We start from the raw sequence: 17,527 nt of genomic DNA on the forward strand, positions 1-17,527 counted from the left end.
GGGATGTGAGGTTTCAAAACGGGGGTTATTTGGCCTGCTGGTACAGTTCGCCGGTGGCTTTGTCGCGGTCTACTTTGGCAACCAGGGCGTCGTAGAGGGCCCCGTAGTAGTTGGTCTGGGCCTCGCGCAGGTCGCGCTCGGCGGTGATGACTTCCACGTTAGAGCCCACGCCGGCCTGGAACTTGATGCGGGCCACACGGGCCACGTCGGCGGCCAGGGCCATGTTGCCCTGCTGGCTGTCGAGCACGTCGAGGGCGTTGATGAGGGTGGTGCGGCTCTGGGCGTCCTGCAGGTCGATGCTCTGCTTCAGCGTTTCCATGTTCTTTTCAATGGTCTGCTGCTGAATCCGGCCTTGCTGCACCTGGTACTTGCGCCGGAAGCCGTCGAAGACCGGGATGTTCAGGGCCAAGCCCACGTTGCCGAAGCCGAACCAGTTCTGGTTAGGGTAGCCGTTGCTGTTGCGCGAGTCGGGGCCGCGGAAGCCAAACAGGTCGCTGGCGGTTTTGCCCGAGCCGCTCAGGCCATAAGCTGCCGTGAGGCGCAGGGTGGGGTAGGCCCCGGCGCGGCGGTTGGCCAGGTCGAGGCCGGCCAGCGCCTGCTGCGTTTCCAGGGTTGAAAACTCAATGCGGTTGTTGTAGTTGAAGGCCGCCTGGGCCTGGGAAGGCTGGCCGGTGTTGGTGGCCGTGGGCTGGTTGGCAAGGGGTGCCCCGGTAGCAGGGGCCGTGGGCGTAGGCAGCTGGCCCAGGCCGTCAACTCCGCCCCCGGAATTGAAATTGGCCGTTCCCAGGCTGCGGCGCAGGGCCCCGGCATCCAGCACGGCCGCGCCGAGCGAATCGGTGAGCTGCACCGCTTGCTGCTGCGGCAGGCCCATCTGAAACTTCAGCAGCGCCAGGCTCACCTCCGTCAGGCGCTGGGCTTTCTGCTGCTCCACCACCAAGTTGGTGCGCTGCACCCGCAGGCGGTCCACATCGAGCTTCTCGGCAAAACCGGCTTTAAACGTCTTATCGGTTTGGTAGAGGAGCGTATCCAGGCGCTGCACGTTGCGGGCCAGCAGCTTGAGCCGCGCCCGGGCCACCAGCGTGCTGTAATAGGCCTTGCTGACCTGCTCTGCCACTTCGATTTCGGCTTGCTGGGTTTGCTTCTTGGAGAGCTCCTCGTACACCTTGGCCGCTTTCAGGCCCACCAGGTAGGAGCCGTCGAACAGCATCTGCGACACCGAGGCCGAAGTGTTGCCGGCGTACTGCAGGCCAAAGGCAAAGGCCTGCGGCGGTACCGGCGTAGAAGGCAGCGCGACCGTGCCCAGGTTCACCGTCTGACCACCCTGGGCCGCCGCGATGTCGCTGGGCGTAAGGGTAGTGGCCGAGCCGCCGCCGCCCAGAGCTGAGAAATCGACCAAGCTTTTTTGCAGCTTGAAGTTGTCGGCTACGTTGGCGGCAATGTTCACCTGGGGCAGTCCCTGGCTCTTGGTTTCACCGACTTTGGCGTGGGCGGTTTGCTCGGCCAGCCGCGTAGCCAGCAGGCTGGGTTTGTTCTGCACGGCGTAGCGCACGGCCTGGGGCAGGCTCAGGGCCATGGGGCCGGAACTGGGCTGGACCGGCAGCTCTGGGCGCTTGGTTTGGGCCTGGGCCTGGGCCAGCGGGCCCGTCGCGAGGCTGCCGAGCAGCAGCGCCGTCATTACTCTGTTCACTTTCATGAAGAAAACTTGCTTAACTAGTAGGCTGGGTTGAAGGAGCACGGGCGCTTAGCGCGCCATTTCCGGCTGGTGCCGATACTCGGCGAAAAGCTGCTGCCCGTGCGGGGTGGCGATGCCGAGCAGAAAATGCTCGTCGAGGGTTTGGTGGATGCGCGTGGTCGTGAACTGTTCCGGCGGGTACAGCTCGGGGTCGAAGACCAGCTCGGCCTGCCCCAGGTGGAGACGGGCCAGCACGCCCACGTCCAGATTGGCCCGGAATACGCCCTCGGCGATGCCGCGCCGCAGGTTATGGATTATCTGGGCCAGGATGAAGGTGTACTGGTGCTCGCGAAACAGGGCCCAGGTCACGGGGTGGAACTTGCGCAGGTCGTGGATAATACTGGGGTGCACCTCGCTGAACTGCGAATCGGCCCAGCGCGAGAGCAGCACCATCTTCTGCACGGCATTGGCGGCCCGCTCGCCGATGCGCACGCAGTCGCCCTGCACCTTGTGCAGGTGGCTGGTCATGGCGGCCTGCACGATTTCGTCCTTGTTGGCGAAAGCCTTGTAGAGCGTTTTCTTCGACATGGACAGCGCGGCCGCGATGTCGTCCATGCTCACGCCCTTGATGCCGTTGCGCAGAAACAAAACCTCCGCCTGCTGCAGGATTCGCGCTTTCACATCCATGGTTGCGGTGGTCAAAGCCACGCCGATACTTAAAACGTGTTTTAAGTTTCCGAACGGCTTAACTGACTGGCGTTGAGTGGTCACTTGAGAAGCGACGGGCGGCGGGCTGAGGAAATGCCGCTCCGTGATTGCAGTGACAAAACAACGGGCCGCCCCACCGCGAGGCCAGCCAAATCGGGCGAACGTGCCAAAGTCGGTTGTGAACAAACCAAGACGGGCCGTGGCCAAACCGCTCGTGGCCGCTGATTTAAGTCAATGCCCTGCGCCGGGGCCTTGCGGGCGCGGGCGCCAACAGCATATAGCGGCGGCGAGCTGACGATAAAGCCCAGCAGGCCAGGGCCTTTTTTGGGTATGCTCAACCGCGATTTTGGCACGTTCGCCACGATTTCCCTTGGTTCTTCGACCGGAGTACCGCTGGTTTGCAGCGCTTTCCCAGCGGCCGCCGGCTCCCGAGCTGGTCTGCCGGCCCGGCTTTTCCCGTGATGCCCGCCGGGCGGCTATCCGCGGCTGAAACTGGGTACTTCAACTCCTACCCGTTTGCTAAATCAGGCGATGCTCAACCCGACCGTTCCCACCAACCGGCTACAAACCGCGCTTCGCCTGTTGCTTGGCAGCCTCATGGTGCTGGCCGGGGTGGCGCACCTCACCTTTGCCCGCCCCGATTTTCAGGCGCAGGTGCCCACCTGGCTGCCGCTGAATCGTGATTTTGTGGTCCTCGCTTCGGGGCTCGTCGAGGTGGGGCTGGGCCTGGCCATGCTCTTCTGGCGGAGCCGCCGGGTGTACGTGGGCCTGGCGCTGGCCCTGTTCTACGTGTTGATTTTTCCGGGCAATATCTCGCAGTACGTCAACCACATCAACTCGCTCGGTATGAACAGCGACGGCGAGCGGTTCCAGCGTCTGTTCTTCCAGCCCGTGCTGATACTCTGGGCACTGTGGAGCACCGGCTTCTGGCGGGCGTGGCGGTAGCGCCCTGGTTTTTCTTTTTCACCCCACCCCTGGCAGTAGGGTACTACTGCCCCAACCCCTTATGCAGTTGCAAGATAAAGTTGCCGTTATTACGGGCGGTGCCGATGGCATCGGCGCCGGCCTCACCCGGGCCTTCGTGCAGGAGGGCGCGAAAGTACTGTTCGTAGACGTGCAGGAAGACAAAGGCCTGGCCCTGGAAAAAGAGCTGGGCAGCGCGGCCAAATTCCTGAAGAAAGACCTGCGCAGCCCCGGCATGGAGCAGCGCATTCAGGAGGCCGCCAGGGAGGCGTTCGGCGTTACGCTCGACGTGCTGGTGAACAACGCCCAGGCCTCGAAGCCGCAACTGCTGCTGGACGTGGACCAGCCGGCCCTGGACCTGGCCTTTGAAACCGGCCTGTGGGCTACCTGGAAGCTAATGCGGATTTTTTACAACCAACTGGCCGCCTCGAAGGGCTCCATCATCAACTTCGCCTCGGGCGCGGGCATCCTGGGCATGCCCACCCAGGGCGTGTACGGCATGAACAAAGAAGCTATCCGGGGGCTGTCGCGCACGGCAGCCAATGAGTGGGGCCCGGTAGGCATCCGCGTGAACGTGGTGGCCCCGGCCGCCGCCACGGCGGGCTTTCAGTGGTGGCAGGAAACTTACCCCGACCAGGCCAAGGAGATGATTTCTAAGGTGCCGCTGCAGCGCGTGGGCGACGTACTGACCGACGTGGCCCCCATTGTGGTGTTCCTGGCCAGCAGCGCCTCGCAGTACATGACCGGCCAGACGCTGATGGCCGACGGCGGCAGCATCCAGCTCCGCTAGCTGGTGCCCGCCAACCGGCGTAGAGTCGGCGGGTGTTACCGTAGAAAGCAAGGTCGTCTCCAGTGCACTGGGGATGACCTTGCTTTTTAGGGCTTTAGGGGGGCGGACAAGAAACGATGCGAAATGCCAGTAGGCTACGCTTCAACTTAGCGCGTGTGTGCGCCCTCAACCGCTTTAGCAGTGAGTGCAGCGAGAAATTACTTTAGCACACGGCCACGCTGGAGTAAGCGAATTGAATGTTTGGAATTTAGGACGGCATCAAATACAACAGTTCCGATAACCAGCTTCTTTTATAACGTGGGCCGCAGACCATCAAAATCAGCGCCACTTGGAAAACTCATAATTGAACCAAAACCACAAGCACCAGAGCTGCGGAATACCGGTCCACTGCTGACAAAGTTGTGGCTGTGATGAAAAAGGCTTGGGTCTGGAACGCTCAGTTGCTAAAAATTTGCCGCTGCGATAATAGTAACAGTGGAACCGGTGCATAATCATATCTCTTTTAAGTAGTTAAGAGAACTTGCTTAATGTAATCCACTTCGGGCCGCAGCTTTTCTATGGCCTCAGTAAGCATTCTATTACCTCTTTCAAGGCCTGTAATTGCATCCTCTGAAGAGTGTAAAATACGACCCATTAAAATATTATTCCTTCGACCAATATTAAAAATGGCATCCACTCTGCTATCGTGCCTGAAGTCATCCAATAATTCTTTCATGAAGGGTCGTAGAAAGACAGCATGGTGCCAGGTAAGGCCGGTGGCACCTGGAATTCTCTCTACTAAATAGACATAGAAATAGCGCAACTCATCTAGATAAAGAGCCAGCGGGTCTATCCGAAGTGCTCCATTTTTTCTGGATTGTTCAATTATATCAGAATTTATATTTCTAATTGCCTCTATATTTTCCCTGTATTCTTTTCCTATTTTGTGGTACAACTTGATATGCGATTTGTATGCTAATCGATAATCAACCATGCTGAATTTGATGAAGTCAAGTTGCTTATATATTCTAGCTACGCGGGCACGGTTATCAGCAGTGTCTAATGCTTTCCGAATCAGTGAGAAAAAGATATCATCATTTCGAATGGAAAATAGCCGTTCTAATGTACCAGAGGCACGAATACTTAATGGATGGGGTGATGTAGGATTCCGCTTAATTTCTTTTGCTGTATCAACATAATCGTGGGTCTGCTTTTCAACATAGCCTATTAAATCGTCTAATAACCAAGTGAAATGGTTTAGATTTTTCTCGGCCAGTTTGTTCTGTCGGTCATGCTCTTCTTTAAAATTATTGAGTATACTCTGCTCATGGGTTCTTCGATTCTCTTCGGTCTGTCTCTTAAAGACAGATAATGAAGCCCATGCTCCAACCCCAGCTCCTGCTAGAGGAATGATGAAGTCCTTGAGCAGCGGATATAAATAGTCATGCGCAAATTCTTTGATTTGAGTCCAGCAGTTCATGAGGAGTAGAGTTGAGGGGGAAACTAACGAAAAGTAACTGATTCCCTGTTATCTCTCTTAGCCACGCCAGTGGCAAACCTTTGTTGATATTTGATACATTAAATAGTATTCGCTATGAGCCTCGCCGCGTACTTACTTCCAGAACGGCTTGGTTTTCAGCAAACCGGCCGGCCAGTGGTGCTCGTGTTGGAGCAACCGGTGCCCGGCTACGCAAGTTGCCTGTGGCCCACCCCAGTACACCAAGGCCTGCGGAGCTGCGAGCCGCAGGCCCTGGCCTTCGGCAGCCTTCAGGTATTGAGTGGCCGACAAGGTGTCGGCAACGACGAAGTGCAGGGGCAGGGAGCCATCGACATCCGCGAAGCAGTCATCGGCGTGGCGCGCGTGGACGACGCTGGCCACGGGCACTTGCTTCGGCAAATGCCGGCGCAGCTCATAGAAGTGGGCCAAGCACGAGACATCGCCTAGCAGCGCGTAGGCCGGGGCTGTAGCATCGAGCAGAAATTTACCACCTGGCCCGTAAAAATGTACTACGTCGCCGGGTCGGCATTGGGCGGCCCACCGGGCACCCGGTCCGTCGGAAAACGTGCAGACCGCGAGCTCAAGCCGGCCGGCGGCCGCGTCGTAGCCCCAAATCGAGTAGGTTCGCTTGCGAAGGCTGGCCGCGTCGGTGCGGGCACCAAGGTCAAAGAAGACGTTGAGCGTTTGCCCGGGCACATAAGACCAGCCAACCAACGAGGCGCCGCTCAGGCTCACCCGGTAGGTGCAGGCCGCAATCTGCTGCACCCCTACGATGGTGGCCGTCTGCGTTACCTGGCGGGCCAAGGCGTTGAATAGCTTCATAAAAATCACCGGGGTTTCTTCCCCGATAGGACGCTTTGGACTGCCATTTACTGGATGGTAACGGGCCAAATATTCTCCTTGTCAGGAAAATCTGCTGTTGTCCAACGGGTTGGAGCGAGCGGGCCTATTAGCTCAACGCATCCGAATGAAGTGGAGCCCGGCTCTGCCCATCGCCTGCCGACGACCGGCCACCCCCGCGGGCAGCGCAGGCGGCCCTGGCGGCAGATGGCGCCACGAGCTGGCGCGGGCAGCTTAAGCGGCCATCTCGGGATGGTGTGCGGGCAAGTGACTGCCGATGTAACGCACGCAGTCGCCCACGGTGTGCAGGGGCACTTCGTCGGGGATACCTAACTGAAAGCAGCGCTCCAGCTCCAGAATGATGTCCACTAGGTCAACCGTATCAAAGCCCAATTCCTGGCTCAGGTCGGTGTTCAGGCGCAGCCGCCGGAGCCGGATGCCTTTGCGGGCGTGAATAATGTGGCGCACCTGCCGGGCAAGGGCAGCCTGGGTATCAGCGGGGCGAATAGGATGGGCAACCATAGCAATTGAATAAAAGAGAGAGGAAAAATTGAGTGACGTAAACCACCAGCCCGGCCCGCGCCGGCGGCGCGCTTTACAGCAGCAGCCGCGCCAGCCCGAAATCAGCCAGCAGAATGGCAATAATGGACTGCGTGACGGCCGCCGTGCTGCTGGCCCCCACCGCCAGGGCGCCGCCCCGGGTAGAAAAGCCGCGGAAAGCCGAGATGGCCGCAATCAGAAAGGCAAATACCACGGCCTTGATGAGCGCAACGGCCATTTCATAGGGCACGAAATGGTAGCGCAGGCCCTCGATGTAATCGTGCGCCGAGAGCTGGCCCGAAACCGTGCCCGCCAGGTAGCCGCCCAGCAAGGCCAGCCCCAGGGCCAGGCTCACCAGGAGCGGAAACCCAACTACGGCCGCCAGAATGCGGGGGAGCACCAGGTAGCTCGTGGGGTTGATGCTCATCATTTCCAGCGCGTCAATCTGCTCGGTGATGCGCATCGTGCCCAGGCTGCCGGCGATGTTGCTGCCAACTTTGCCAGCCAGCACGATGCTCGTGACGGTGGGGGCCAGCTCCAACAGGGTCATCTCCCGCACGATGAAGCCGATGGTGGACTTGGGAAGAAAGGGAATGTTCAGGTTGTAGCTTACCTGCAGGCAGGTGACGGCCCCGATAAAAAGGGCGACGAGGCCGACGATAAAGGCCGATTCGACGCCCATGAGCACGATTTCTTCCAGGGTGCGGTGCCAGAGCACGCGCACCCGTTCCGGCCGCACCACCATATTGCCCAGAAAAAGCAGAAAGTCCCGCAAGGTGCGCAACACAGGTAGGAAAAGAAGAAAAGAGAAACGGATGGAGGGGCGTTGCGGCATCGGTCCAGCAGGTTTAGCGGCCAATTCAGCGCGCCGCGGCGACAGCCCCTGGCTAACCCGTCAAAAAGCCGATAAAAGGGGGCCACAGAACGGACAGGGCCGCCAGTAGCACCAGGGCAGCGAAACACAGCCCGCCCATCAAATCAGCCCCGGGGCTGCTGAGCGGGTGGCCGGCGCGGAATCGCTGGCCCGGCAGATAAGTCTTCTTGCGGATGCTTTCGGGCAACACGGGCTGACCACGTAAAAACAGTTGTTTGCGCGGGACGGCCAACCGGCTGGCAGTCCTGCACTACAAAGGAAATTAGCCCGTAAGCCCCGGAATGAAACAACTTAGGCGAACGCGCCAAAACAGTGCCTGACTGTACCATAGCCCGGGTTGAGTAATCGCCGTTAATGCTCGCAAGGGCCAGAGTCCGCGTTTAGCCGCTATTTAGGGCTTCCATAACAGCCGTTCGGTTCATCGCCCAACCGGGGCTGCCGCCTCGTCGGGCAGTCGGGCCGCGGCGGTTGACGCCCTGTTTTCGGACCGGGCTAGTTAAAGCTGCCTATCCGGCAGCCCTGGTTAGTTGTCTCATCTGCTTCAGAATAAACCACCGCGTTGAAAGCATTTCTTCCCCTCTACTACCGCTACTACCTGCGCTCGGTGCTGCTGCTCTGCCTGGCCTTCATGCTGGGGCTCACGCTGCTCATCTACCTGATTCGCGGCCAATTTAATCCGTTGAACACCACGCTGGTGCTGGCTGTGGGCGGCCCCGTGGGCCTGCTGGTGGGCGTGCTGGAAGTGTACGTGTTTCCGCGCCTGCTCACCAACCGGCCCCTGTGGCTCCGGATTCTGCTCACGACCAGCCTGCACTTGCTGGTTTTTGGCGTGCTGCTGTGGCTGGGCCAGCACCTGATTCAGACGCTGCGCAGCCTGGTGGCGCTGGATTTTCCGACGGCCCGCGCCCTCGACCACGAGCTGGTGCAGCTGGGGTTGCTGCCGTCGAAATCGCCCGACGCCCCGGATTCGTCGCTGACGCGGCTCCTGATTATCTACGGCTTGTTGTCGCTGGGGCTGACGACGCTTTACCAGGTGGGCCGCAAAATGGGCCTGCGCTCGTTATCGCGCGTGGTCCTGGGGCAGTACAACCAGCCGGAAGAGGAGAAGCGCATCTTCCTTTTTGCCGACATCAAGGACTCGACCGTACTGGCCGAGCAGCTGGGCAATACCCGCTACAGCGCCCTCATCCGGGACTTCTTTGGCGATGTCGGCCTACCCATTGCCGCTACCCAGGGCGAAGTGTACCAGTACGTGGGCGATGAAGTGGTGGTGACCTGGAAGTGGCCGGCGGGCTTGCAGCAGGGCAACTGCCTGCGCTGTTTTTTCGACATGCAGGCCGCCATCGACCGGCGCCGGCCCTACTACCTGCGGACGTACGGCGTGGTGCCCGCCTTCAAGGCCGGGGTGCACGGCGGACTGGTGGTGGCCACGCAGGTGGGCGACATCAAAACCGAACTTGTGTTTCACGGCGACGTGCTCAACACCACGGCCCGGATTCAGGCGCAGTGCAATGCCCTCGGGAGCATCTTCCTCGTATCGAGCGCCATTCTGGAGGCGCTCCCGCCGGGGTTGCCGTACCAGTTGCGGCCGCTGGGTGCGTTCACCCTGCGGGGGAAGCAGCAGGCCGTGGAAATTGTTGATGTGCAGCAGCCCTCGCTGGAGGTGGCGCGTTCCGCTTCCAACAGCTAAGCACCGCATCAGCGGATAAGTCCAGGCTGGGCTACCGGGTTATTGCTGCTCGGCAAAGCTTGGCGCCAGTACCGCCGGTGGCTTGCGGCTAGTCTTCACTGAGCAGTCTGAGCAACGCATCAGCAGCACTTCCGCAATAAAGGGTGTTGTTAAACAAATAGGGCAAAACCTCCGACTCGGCCTTACGTCGGTTTACTTGACGACTGCCAAGTAGCAATCAGGTGCATGTCAAACGAGGCTTCGGCCAGCAGTGGCTGGTGGAGATGTCGCACTCGCTGTACAGGTTCAAGTGGTGGTAGGAAAGCACGGCAAAGGGCGAAATTGTGCCCAGCGTGGCAATTTGCTGCTCGGGCGGCGGCTAGGCCAGGTGCTAGGAGCAAGCCCAAAGGCGGGGTGCAGCCGTTGATGTACGACGCCGACCGCGAGCACATTCCGCACCGGCACGCGCTGAGTGTGCCGCTGGCCACCATTGTGGCAATGCACCTGAAGTACGGCAAGTACCTCTCGCTGAAAAACTACTAGAGCGTGTTAATGACTAATTGAAGAAATTCGGGGATGAAAAAGCCCCATTCTGGTTATCCGAGCGATGTAAGCGACGAAGAGTGGGCGTTTGCCGCGCCCTATCTGACGTTGATGAATGAAGCGGCCCCGCAACGGGAACACCCGCTGCGGAGCTTGTTCAATGCCGTGCGTTATTTGGCCCGCACCGGGGTGCCGTGGCGTTACCTGCCGGGCGATTTTCCGGCCTGGCCGGCGGTCTGCCAGCAGTTGCGGCACTGGCTGGACGCCCGCTGTTTCGAAACGATGGTCGACGAGTTGCGCCACCTGCTGCGCACGGCCCAGGGCCGTCCGGCTGAGCCCTCGGCCGTCTTGCTCGGCAGCCACACGCTGCAAAGCACCCCAGAAAGTGGCCACCGAGCGGGCTATGACGGCGCCAAGCGGCGCAAGGGCAGCAAGGTGCACATCGCCGTGGACACGCTCGGGCACTTGCTGGCGGCGCTGGTCACGCCGGCCAACGAACAAGACCGTGCCCAGGTGGCGGCCCTGGCCGAAGAGGTACAGGCCATTACGGGGCAATCGGTCGCCCTGGCCTACGTCGACCAAGGCTACACGGGGCAGGAGCCCGCGCAGGCCGCAGCGGAGCAGGGCATTGCCCTGCACGTGGTGAAATTACCCGCCGCCAAGCGGGGCTTTGTGTTGCGGCCCAAGCGCTGGGTCGTGGAGCGCTCCTTCGCCTGGGCCGCGCGGTTCCGACGATTGGCCCGGGACTATGAACGCCTCACCACGACCTTGGAAGGCATGCACTACCTCTTCTTTGCCTGCTTAATGCTCGTCAAAGCAAATCGTAGTAACCTGCTAAGTCATTAACACGCTCTAGGCTAAAATGCAGCGCCAGCCGAACCAGAACGCGTCTGCGTAAGGGGGCGAGTCGGAGGTTTTACCCTATTTATCTAACTGTGTCTTTCGTTGAAAGGCAGCCGATTAGGGAACGAAGTCACCCTATAGCCGATTTTTTTTAGAAATAGATAAAAAAATTTGCTTTATTCTCTTGTTATTCGTTTGTTTACAACAGCTTCTACCTATTAACAAGGTTTTCACCTTGCCTGGGGCCGTGGAACCCCTCCTTCACCCTTGCTGCAGCCTTGTGCTGTGCGCGTAATCGAAATACCTGATTCATCAGGGCAGTTTCAGTTCGCACTGGTGGCACCTGCCGGCATCCGGCCCAAGCCATATCTACCCTTTATGCGTCCAGCAGGAGTCTTTCCTTAAGATTTCTCACCCTTTTTTCTGGTTCAAATAGGTGGCTACCTATCACCCGTCGCAGTAATGCGCTGGGAAGAGGCTTGCCTATATTCCTGATGCTTCTATTTCATAGTTCTCCGCGTTATGAACCTGAATGTCTCTCAGAAAAACGCCTTGCACGGCCTCGAAATGTTGCTTCGCTTGAGCAAGGTGCCGGTTACCCGAGCCACGTTACAGGAAAAGCTGTGGGAGCACCCGGATTTCCCGAGTCTGACCTCCCTGAGCGACACGCTGGATGAATTGAAAGTAGATAATGTTGCCGCGCACCTGACCCTAGACCAGTTGCCTGAAATCCCGTTGCCGGCGCTGGTCTACCTCGGCAGCGAAGGCGGTTTCTTTGCTCCCGTGCGTGCCACGGCGGCTAATGCCGTAGAATGGTGGCACCACAAGCGAGGGTGGCAAACGGAAACCCTAGCCCGCTTCAATCAGCAGTGGAACGGCGTAGCGCTGCTAATTGAGCCTACGGAACGGTCGGGGGAGGCCAACTATGAACAAAGCCGAAAAAAACAGTTGATTGAAAGCCTGCGCCTGCCCTTCGTCGCGCTTAGCTTACTGGTTTGCTTGGGCGTGTGGATAAGTGGCTTCCAGGGTGTTCCGGCCGGGACATCGCTGTATTGCTTGCTATTACTGTTAAAACTGTCGGGCCTGTCGGTCAGCAGTCTGCTGGTTTGGTACAGCTTGGATGCGGATAATCCTTTCCTGCGCAGCATCTGCCAACTAAACGCCCGCACCAGTTGCAGCAATGTGTTGACTACCTCCGCAGCCAAGCTATTTGGCTGGCTCAGTTGGGCGGAAGTCGGGCTATTTTACTTCGGCGGCGGGCTACTGGCCCTGTTACTCTTTCAAAAAAACACGGCCGTCTTGTACCCGATACTATTCGGGCTGACCGTTGTGGCGCTACCCTATACGTTTTGGTCGGTTTATTATCAACAGTACCGCGCCCGGCAGTGGTGCGTGTTGTGCCTGACGGTACAGGGCCTACTGTGGTTAGAATTTGGGGCCCTGCTATATTTCCAGCGCCGCCTGTACTGGCCGGTGGACTTCGGTTTTACCGAAATAAGCCGCTTGCTCGCAGGCTTTCTGTTGCTGCCGGCTATGTGGGTCCTGCTGAAGCCCGTCTGTAGCCAAGCCCTGCGCACCGATGACTTGCAGCGCAGTCTACAAAAAATCAAGTTCGACCCCAACTACCTAGAATCATTAGGCCGGCGGGCGCAGCCACTACCGCACATTTTCACGGGAATGCAAGTGCTCACGCTGGGAAATCCAGAAGCTTCCGATACCCTTACAGTCATCACCAATCCGACTTGTTCGCTGTGTTCACGGGCGCACCTAGAATTAGAAACGTTAATGACTGAACAGGAAGATTTGAAATGCCAGATTATCCTAGTGGCCACGAACCGACCCGGTGATGCAGGAACATTTGTGGCCCACCGGATTCTAAGTCAATCCATTGAGGGAGCGCTAACAGCCTTACACGATTGGTACACGACACCACGCGTGGAAAGCTGGCTTAAAATGATTCCACAAGGTGAAGCAACAGAAGAGGGAATGGCACAACTTGGCCTGCATCGGCAATGGTGCAAGTTAGCCGGGGTGAGTGCAACGCCCACTATATTTTTTAATGGGATTGAGATTCCGCGATACTACACAATTTCGGAGTCCAAACAATTGCTAAAATTTCTTAAAGATAGAGTTGGCCAGCTCTCTTAATTCCCTTTCACCTTTTAAACAGTTTTCATTATGAGAAACTGCTTTTATTCCGATGCCTAGTAGGCGTTGTGGTGCTGGTTCGCAAAGTACTGATACCAAGCAGTACATTTCAAGCCAGCGTTTCGCTTTGCGAAAACAGCCTTATCGGCGTTTCCAATGCGCAGGAGTCAATTTCAAACCTTAATCAAACAACACAATGAAAACTTCCCTAAAAAGCTTTTGCAACGGCAGCAACATCAGTTTGCTCTCCAGAGAAGAACAGCGTCAAGTTAAAGGTGGTCTAATAATGTGTACTACAACTTACGCTGATGATTCAGGGTCCCATTATATCTCCGGGTCCTGCGGCGGTAGCAGTGCTGCTCAGTGCCAGCAATATGCTGAGAGTTCTTATGGTGGTATGTGTGACTCAGACCCCTCTTGCATTTATACTTCTACTACGTGTCGTTAGTCCTAAAAGTATAGCACTACTTATGTAGTGCCACTTACTGTTGGTACTGACTGAACATAGCGGCATTGTACTTAGTAGAATGTTAATCCCTTGGCCGCCGATAAGTCGACCAATATTACATTTTATAAGGTTGCCAATGTGTCAATCCTTATTAAGAAAACAATACTAGCATTGTGTTTAATGCTAGTATTGTTTTCTTAATTATTGATAAATAATAGTTTATCATTATTATACTTGTGTAAGTTACGTAATTAGCGCTACGCACCGCTTGTATTTCAGCTTAAGAAAAAATCTTTACTTAAAGAAACCTTTTTTTCAGCGCATGGGGGTGGGTAGTACGTGGCATAAGATATAACTGAAGATAATTCAAACTTCCCTTGCCCATGAAGAATTACTTGATGGTTTTACTATTAATACCGAGCCTAGCTGCTGCGCAAACACCCATCCACTTCGTACTGAAGGGCCACATGGGTCCAAGTACTTACCGCGGCGCGCCTATCTACGTCTATCTGCGCAGCGGGAGAATGTTGGATTCTGCGCTAGTAGAGAAAGGGCGGTTCGAACTGAATGGCACCGTGGACGAACCCACTAAAGGATTTCTCTCTATGAAGCGGAATAGCGGGGATATGTCGGACTCCAAGGCGGTCTTTTACCTTGAACAAGGCACGCTCGTTTTCACCAGTCCCGATTCGCTCAAGCACGCGCACGTGGGCGGCACGCCGCTCACGGACGCCTGGCGGACGTTATGGACGGCAAAACAACCGATTGTTCAGCAGCTCAAGGTTCTGGAAAACGAGTCACGGGCCGCTACGCTGGCCCAGCAGCAGTCCCTGGCGTTCCAGCAAGGCCTGCGGGCCCGGCACGCGGCTACGGTGCGGGCAGGCGTCCGCTTAGATTCTGCGTTCGTCCGCGCGCACCCCACTTCGCCCATCAGCCTATATGTATTGAACAGCTTGAGCAAGGACTCCACGAATGCTGCGCTGGTGACGGCCCTGCTCCCGACCCTCTCGCCTGCGGCGTTTACCAGCCCCCGAGCCGAGGAAATTCGGACGACAATCCAGCAGAACGCGCGGGGCATTAAGTCCGAGACGGCGCTGAAGGTGGGGCAACTGGCCCCCAACTTCACCCAAGCCACACCCGATGGCCGGCCAGTATCGCTCGCGGATTACCGCGGCAAATACGTGCTGGTCGATTTCTGGGCCAGCTGGTGCGGGCCTTGCCGCCAGGAAAACCCGAACCTAACCAAAGCCTATCACAACTACAAAGACAAGAACTTCGACGTGCTCGGCGTATCGCTCGACGAGGCCAAGGACCGGGCCAAGTGGGTGAAGGCCGTTCAGGATGACCACCTGCCCTGGACGCAAGTGGCGGAGTTGAAAGGTTGGCAAAGCAAAGCGGCCACCGCATATTTCATCAAGGCCATTCCGCAGAATTTCTTGGTGGACCCCACGGGTAAAATTATCGCCATGAATTTGCGTGGTGAGGAGCTGCCGAGGGCACTGGCGCGCTTAATTAAGTAGATACAAACCTCATGTAGGGTACAGTAAATTACTAGTGGTCTTGTTCTTATTGGCCGACAAAGTCCCGTCTAGTTAATATGAATGCTTCAGTCGAGCCTAAGGGATTGCACAAGTTAACCAGCATGCCATGAGCAAATTCACGTACTATCAGCAGCTCGACATCATGGACTGCGGGCCTACTTGCTTGCGCATGGTTGCCAAGCATTATGGCCGGCACTTCACGGCGCAGTCGTTGCGGGAGCGGGCCCAGATTGGCAAAGATGGGGTGTCGCTGCTGGGCATTGCGGAGGCTGCTGAAGCTATTGGGTTTCGGTCACTGGGTGCGAAAGTGTCGTTTGAAAAGCTGGCCAAGGAAGCCCCGCTACCCTGCATTGTGCATTGGCAACAGAATCACTTCGTGGTGGTGTACGCGATTACCGGAGCGAGCAACAAGTGGTTAAACAATATCCGAGGCGGCTATAGAAGGTCCAGTGACACCGACATTCTCCGGTCTCAAGTACCCACCTTTGACTTCCCTGCCGGGGCCGAAGCTATTTTTTCAACCCGGCCAGCGCCAGAGGCCGTTAAAAGTCCGGGTACCGGCTCACGCCGAGGCACCGTTTACGTAGCCGACCCTGCCCGGGGCCTAGTTTCCTACACCGCCGAAGAGTTTTGCGAGGGATGGCTCTCCAACCGCACGGAAACGCAAAGTGAGGGCGTGGCGCTGCTTCTGGAGCCTACTCCTGCTTTTCACGAGCAAGACGACGAGCAAGCTGTCAGCTACAGTTTTGGGCGCGTGCTGGGCTACTTGGGGCAATACAAACAGTTACTGGTGCAACTGCTACTAGGCCTGGCCGTGGGAAGCGGGCTGCAACTGCTGGTACCCTTCCTGACGCAATCAGTCGTGGACATTGGCATTAACACCCAGAACGTGCCGTTTATCTACTTGGTCCTGGGTGCTCAATTGATGCTGATGGTTGGGCGGCTGATGATGGAATTCATTCAAAGCTGGCTCTTGCTACACATCAGCACCCGCGTTAACCTCAGCATCCTGTCTGATTTTCTAATCAAGTTGATGCGCCTGCCGCTCTCGTTCTTCGATACCAAGCGTTTCGGCGATATTATGCAGCGCGTCGGCGACCACCACCGCATTGAGACATTCGTAACGGGGCAGGCAGTATCCCTGCCCTTCGCACTGGCGAACATATCGATATTGAGCGTGGTAATAGCTTTATACAGCTTACCAATTTTTGGCGTGTACGTTGTCTCTAACTTGCTGTATGCAGGTTGGATAATACTGTTTCTACGCCAACGCCGCAAGCTGGACACTAAGCGCTTCGACCTGTCGGCCCAGAGTCAGAGCGCCTTGGTGCAACTTATTCAGGGGATGCAGGAAATTAAGCTGGCGGGCGCGGAGCGGCAAAGCCGCTGGGCGTGGGAACGGCTCCAGGCCCGCTTGTTCCGGTGGCAGATGAAGAGCCTGAGCCTAGGCCAGTACCAGCAAGTAGGCGCCTTTCTGATTAATGATGGCAAAAACATTCTGATTACGTTTCTGGCCGCGCAGGCCGTTATCAATGGGCAGTTGACGCTGGGGGCCATGCTGGCCATGCAGCAGCTCATTGGCCAGCTCAATGGCCCCGTAAACCAATTAGTGGGGTTATCCCAAAGCTTGCAGGATGCCAAAATAAGCCTGGAGCGACTTAACGAGATTCATACCCTCGCAGATGAAGAGCCAGCTGGACACCCTACTATTCAGAAACTGCCCGCTGGTGGTCTGGAAGTGCACCAACTCTCGTTTCGCTACCCCGGCGCTGGCAACGAACCGGTTCTGAGCGCGGTAGATTTACAAATTCCAGCAGGCAAGACAACAGCAATTGTGGGTATGAGCGGCAGTGGCAAGACTACCTTGCTCAAGCTACTGCTCAAGTTTTATGACCCCAGCCAGGGCGAAATTCGGCTGGGCGAGGCGGCGCTCCGTAATATTAGCCATGCTGCGTGGCGGGCACAGTGCGGGGTAGTAATGCAGGAAGGGTTCGTATTTTCCGATACCATTGCCCGCAACATCGCCGTGGGTGCTGAGCGCATCGATGCCCAAAAGCTCGAGCATGCCGTGCGAGTAGCCAACCTGCGCGAGTTTGTGGACGGGCTGCCGTTGGGGCTGCATACGAAAATTGGAACTGAAGGAACCGGCATCAGCCAGGGCCAGAGACAGCGCATTCTCATTGCCCGGACCGTTTACAAAGACCCGCAATTCATTTTCTTCGACGAGGCAACCAATGCGCTGGACGCCACCAACGAGGCTATTATCATGAAGAACCTAGACGAGTTCTTTCGCGGCCGAACCGTCATTATCGTTGCTCACCGGCTCAGCACGGTTTGTCACGCCGACCAGATTGTGGTGCTTGATAAAGGAACGTTGATTGAGGGCGGCACGCACGCCGAGTTGGTGGCCCAACGGGGCGCTTACTGGCAACTGGTGAAAAATCAACTTGAACTGGGCTCCTAAAATCAGC

13 protein-coding genes are annotated in these 17,527 nt (G+C 57.2%); 7 read left to right on the top strand and 6 right to left on the bottom strand.

Annotation, left to right across the window (positions count from 1 at the left end; genetic code table 11):
- Positions 1-25: 25 nt before the first annotated feature.
- Together MTP16_RS23965 and MTP16_RS23970 are read right to left on the bottom strand one after the other, a co-directional pair.
- On the bottom strand, positions 26-1,693 hold the full coding sequence (locus MTP16_RS23965) for a TolC family protein (RefSeq protein WP_243520263.1): 1,668 nt from the start codon (positions 1,691-1,693) through the stop codon (positions 26-28).
- A gap of 48 nt (positions 1,694-1,741) precedes the next feature.
- Complete coding sequence (locus MTP16_RS23970; RefSeq protein ID WP_243520459.1) at positions 1,742-2,359, bottom strand: TetR/AcrR family transcriptional regulator; 618 nt, start codon at positions 2,357-2,359, stop codon at positions 1,742-1,744.
- Positions 2,360-2,911: 552 nt separating this feature from the next.
- Between MTP16_RS23970 and MTP16_RS23975 the strand changes: the two genes are divergently transcribed.
- Together MTP16_RS23975 and MTP16_RS23980 are read left to right on the top strand one after the other, a co-directional pair.
- The gene (locus MTP16_RS23975) at positions 2,912-3,325 is read left to right on the top strand and encodes a DoxX family protein (protein ID WP_243520265.1); all 414 of its coding nucleotides are present in this window, start codon (positions 2,912-2,914) and stop codon (positions 3,323-3,325) included.
- 61 nt (positions 3,326-3,386) lie between these two features.
- Positions 3,387-4,133 (top strand): SDR family NAD(P)-dependent oxidoreductase, encoded by a 747-nt coding sequence (locus MTP16_RS23980; RefSeq protein WP_243520267.1) that lies wholly within the window; start codon positions 3,387-3,389, stop codon positions 4,131-4,133.
- A gap of 502 nt (positions 4,134-4,635) precedes the next feature.
- On the opposite strand, the gene MTP16_RS23985 is transcribed toward MTP16_RS23980, so the two are convergent.
- The 4 genes from MTP16_RS23985 to MTP16_RS24000 form a co-directional block, all read right to left on the bottom strand.
- Positions 4,636-5,592 (bottom strand): hypothetical protein, encoded by a 957-nt coding sequence (locus tag MTP16_RS23985; RefSeq protein WP_243520269.1) that lies wholly within the window; start codon positions 5,590-5,592, stop codon positions 4,636-4,638.
- 132 nt (positions 5,593-5,724) lie between these two features.
- Positions 5,725-6,432 (bottom strand): siderophore-interacting protein, encoded by a 708-nt coding sequence (locus tag MTP16_RS23990; protein WP_243520271.1) that lies wholly within the window; start codon positions 6,430-6,432, stop codon positions 5,725-5,727.
- 252 nt (positions 6,433-6,684) lie between these two features.
- The gene (locus MTP16_RS23995; RefSeq protein WP_243520273.1) at positions 6,685-6,972 is read right to left on the bottom strand and encodes an acyl carrier protein; all 288 of its coding nucleotides are present in this window, start codon (positions 6,970-6,972) and stop codon (positions 6,685-6,687) included.
- Between the two features lie 73 nt (positions 6,973-7,045).
- The gene (locus tag MTP16_RS24000; protein WP_380286592.1) at positions 7,046-7,774 is read right to left on the bottom strand and encodes an MlaE family ABC transporter permease; all 729 of its coding nucleotides are present in this window, start codon (positions 7,772-7,774) and stop codon (positions 7,046-7,048) included.
- Between the two features lie 649 nt (positions 7,775-8,423).
- Between MTP16_RS24000 and MTP16_RS24005 the strand changes: the two genes are divergently transcribed.
- The 5 genes from MTP16_RS24005 (at position 8,424) to MTP16_RS24025 (ending at position 17,520) form a co-directional block, all read left to right on the top strand.
- On the top strand, positions 8,424-9,554 hold the full coding sequence (locus tag MTP16_RS24005; RefSeq protein ID WP_243520277.1) for an adenylate/guanylate cyclase domain-containing protein: 1,131 nt from the start codon (positions 8,424-8,426) through the stop codon (positions 9,552-9,554).
- 555 nt (positions 9,555-10,109) lie between these two features.
- The gene (locus tag MTP16_RS24010; RefSeq protein WP_243520279.1) at positions 10,110-10,922 is read left to right on the top strand and encodes an IS5 family transposase; all 813 of its coding nucleotides are present in this window, start codon (positions 10,110-10,112) and stop codon (positions 10,920-10,922) included.
- A 519-nt stretch (positions 10,923-11,441) separates the two neighbouring features.
- Positions 11,442-13,067, top strand: coding sequence for a vitamin K epoxide reductase family protein (locus tag MTP16_RS24015; RefSeq protein ID WP_243520281.1), 1,626 nt, complete (start codon positions 11,442-11,444; stop codon positions 13,065-13,067).
- 831 nt (positions 13,068-13,898) lie between these two features.
- Positions 13,899-15,035: a TlpA disulfide reductase family protein gene (locus MTP16_RS24020; protein WP_243520283.1), complete on the top strand. Its 1,137-nt coding sequence runs from the start codon at positions 13,899-13,901 to the stop codon at positions 15,033-15,035.
- A gap of 127 nt (positions 15,036-15,162) precedes the next feature.
- Complete coding sequence (locus tag MTP16_RS24025) at positions 15,163-17,520, top strand: peptidase domain-containing ABC transporter (RefSeq protein WP_243520285.1); 2,358 nt, start codon at positions 15,163-15,165, stop codon at positions 17,518-17,520.
- The last annotated feature ends 7 nt before the right edge of the window (positions 17,521-17,527 follow it).

This window comes from Hymenobacter monticola (assembly GCF_022811645.1).
GTDB classification, from domain to species: Bacteria; Bacteroidota; Bacteroidia; order Cytophagales; family Hymenobacteraceae; genus Hymenobacter; species Hymenobacter monticola.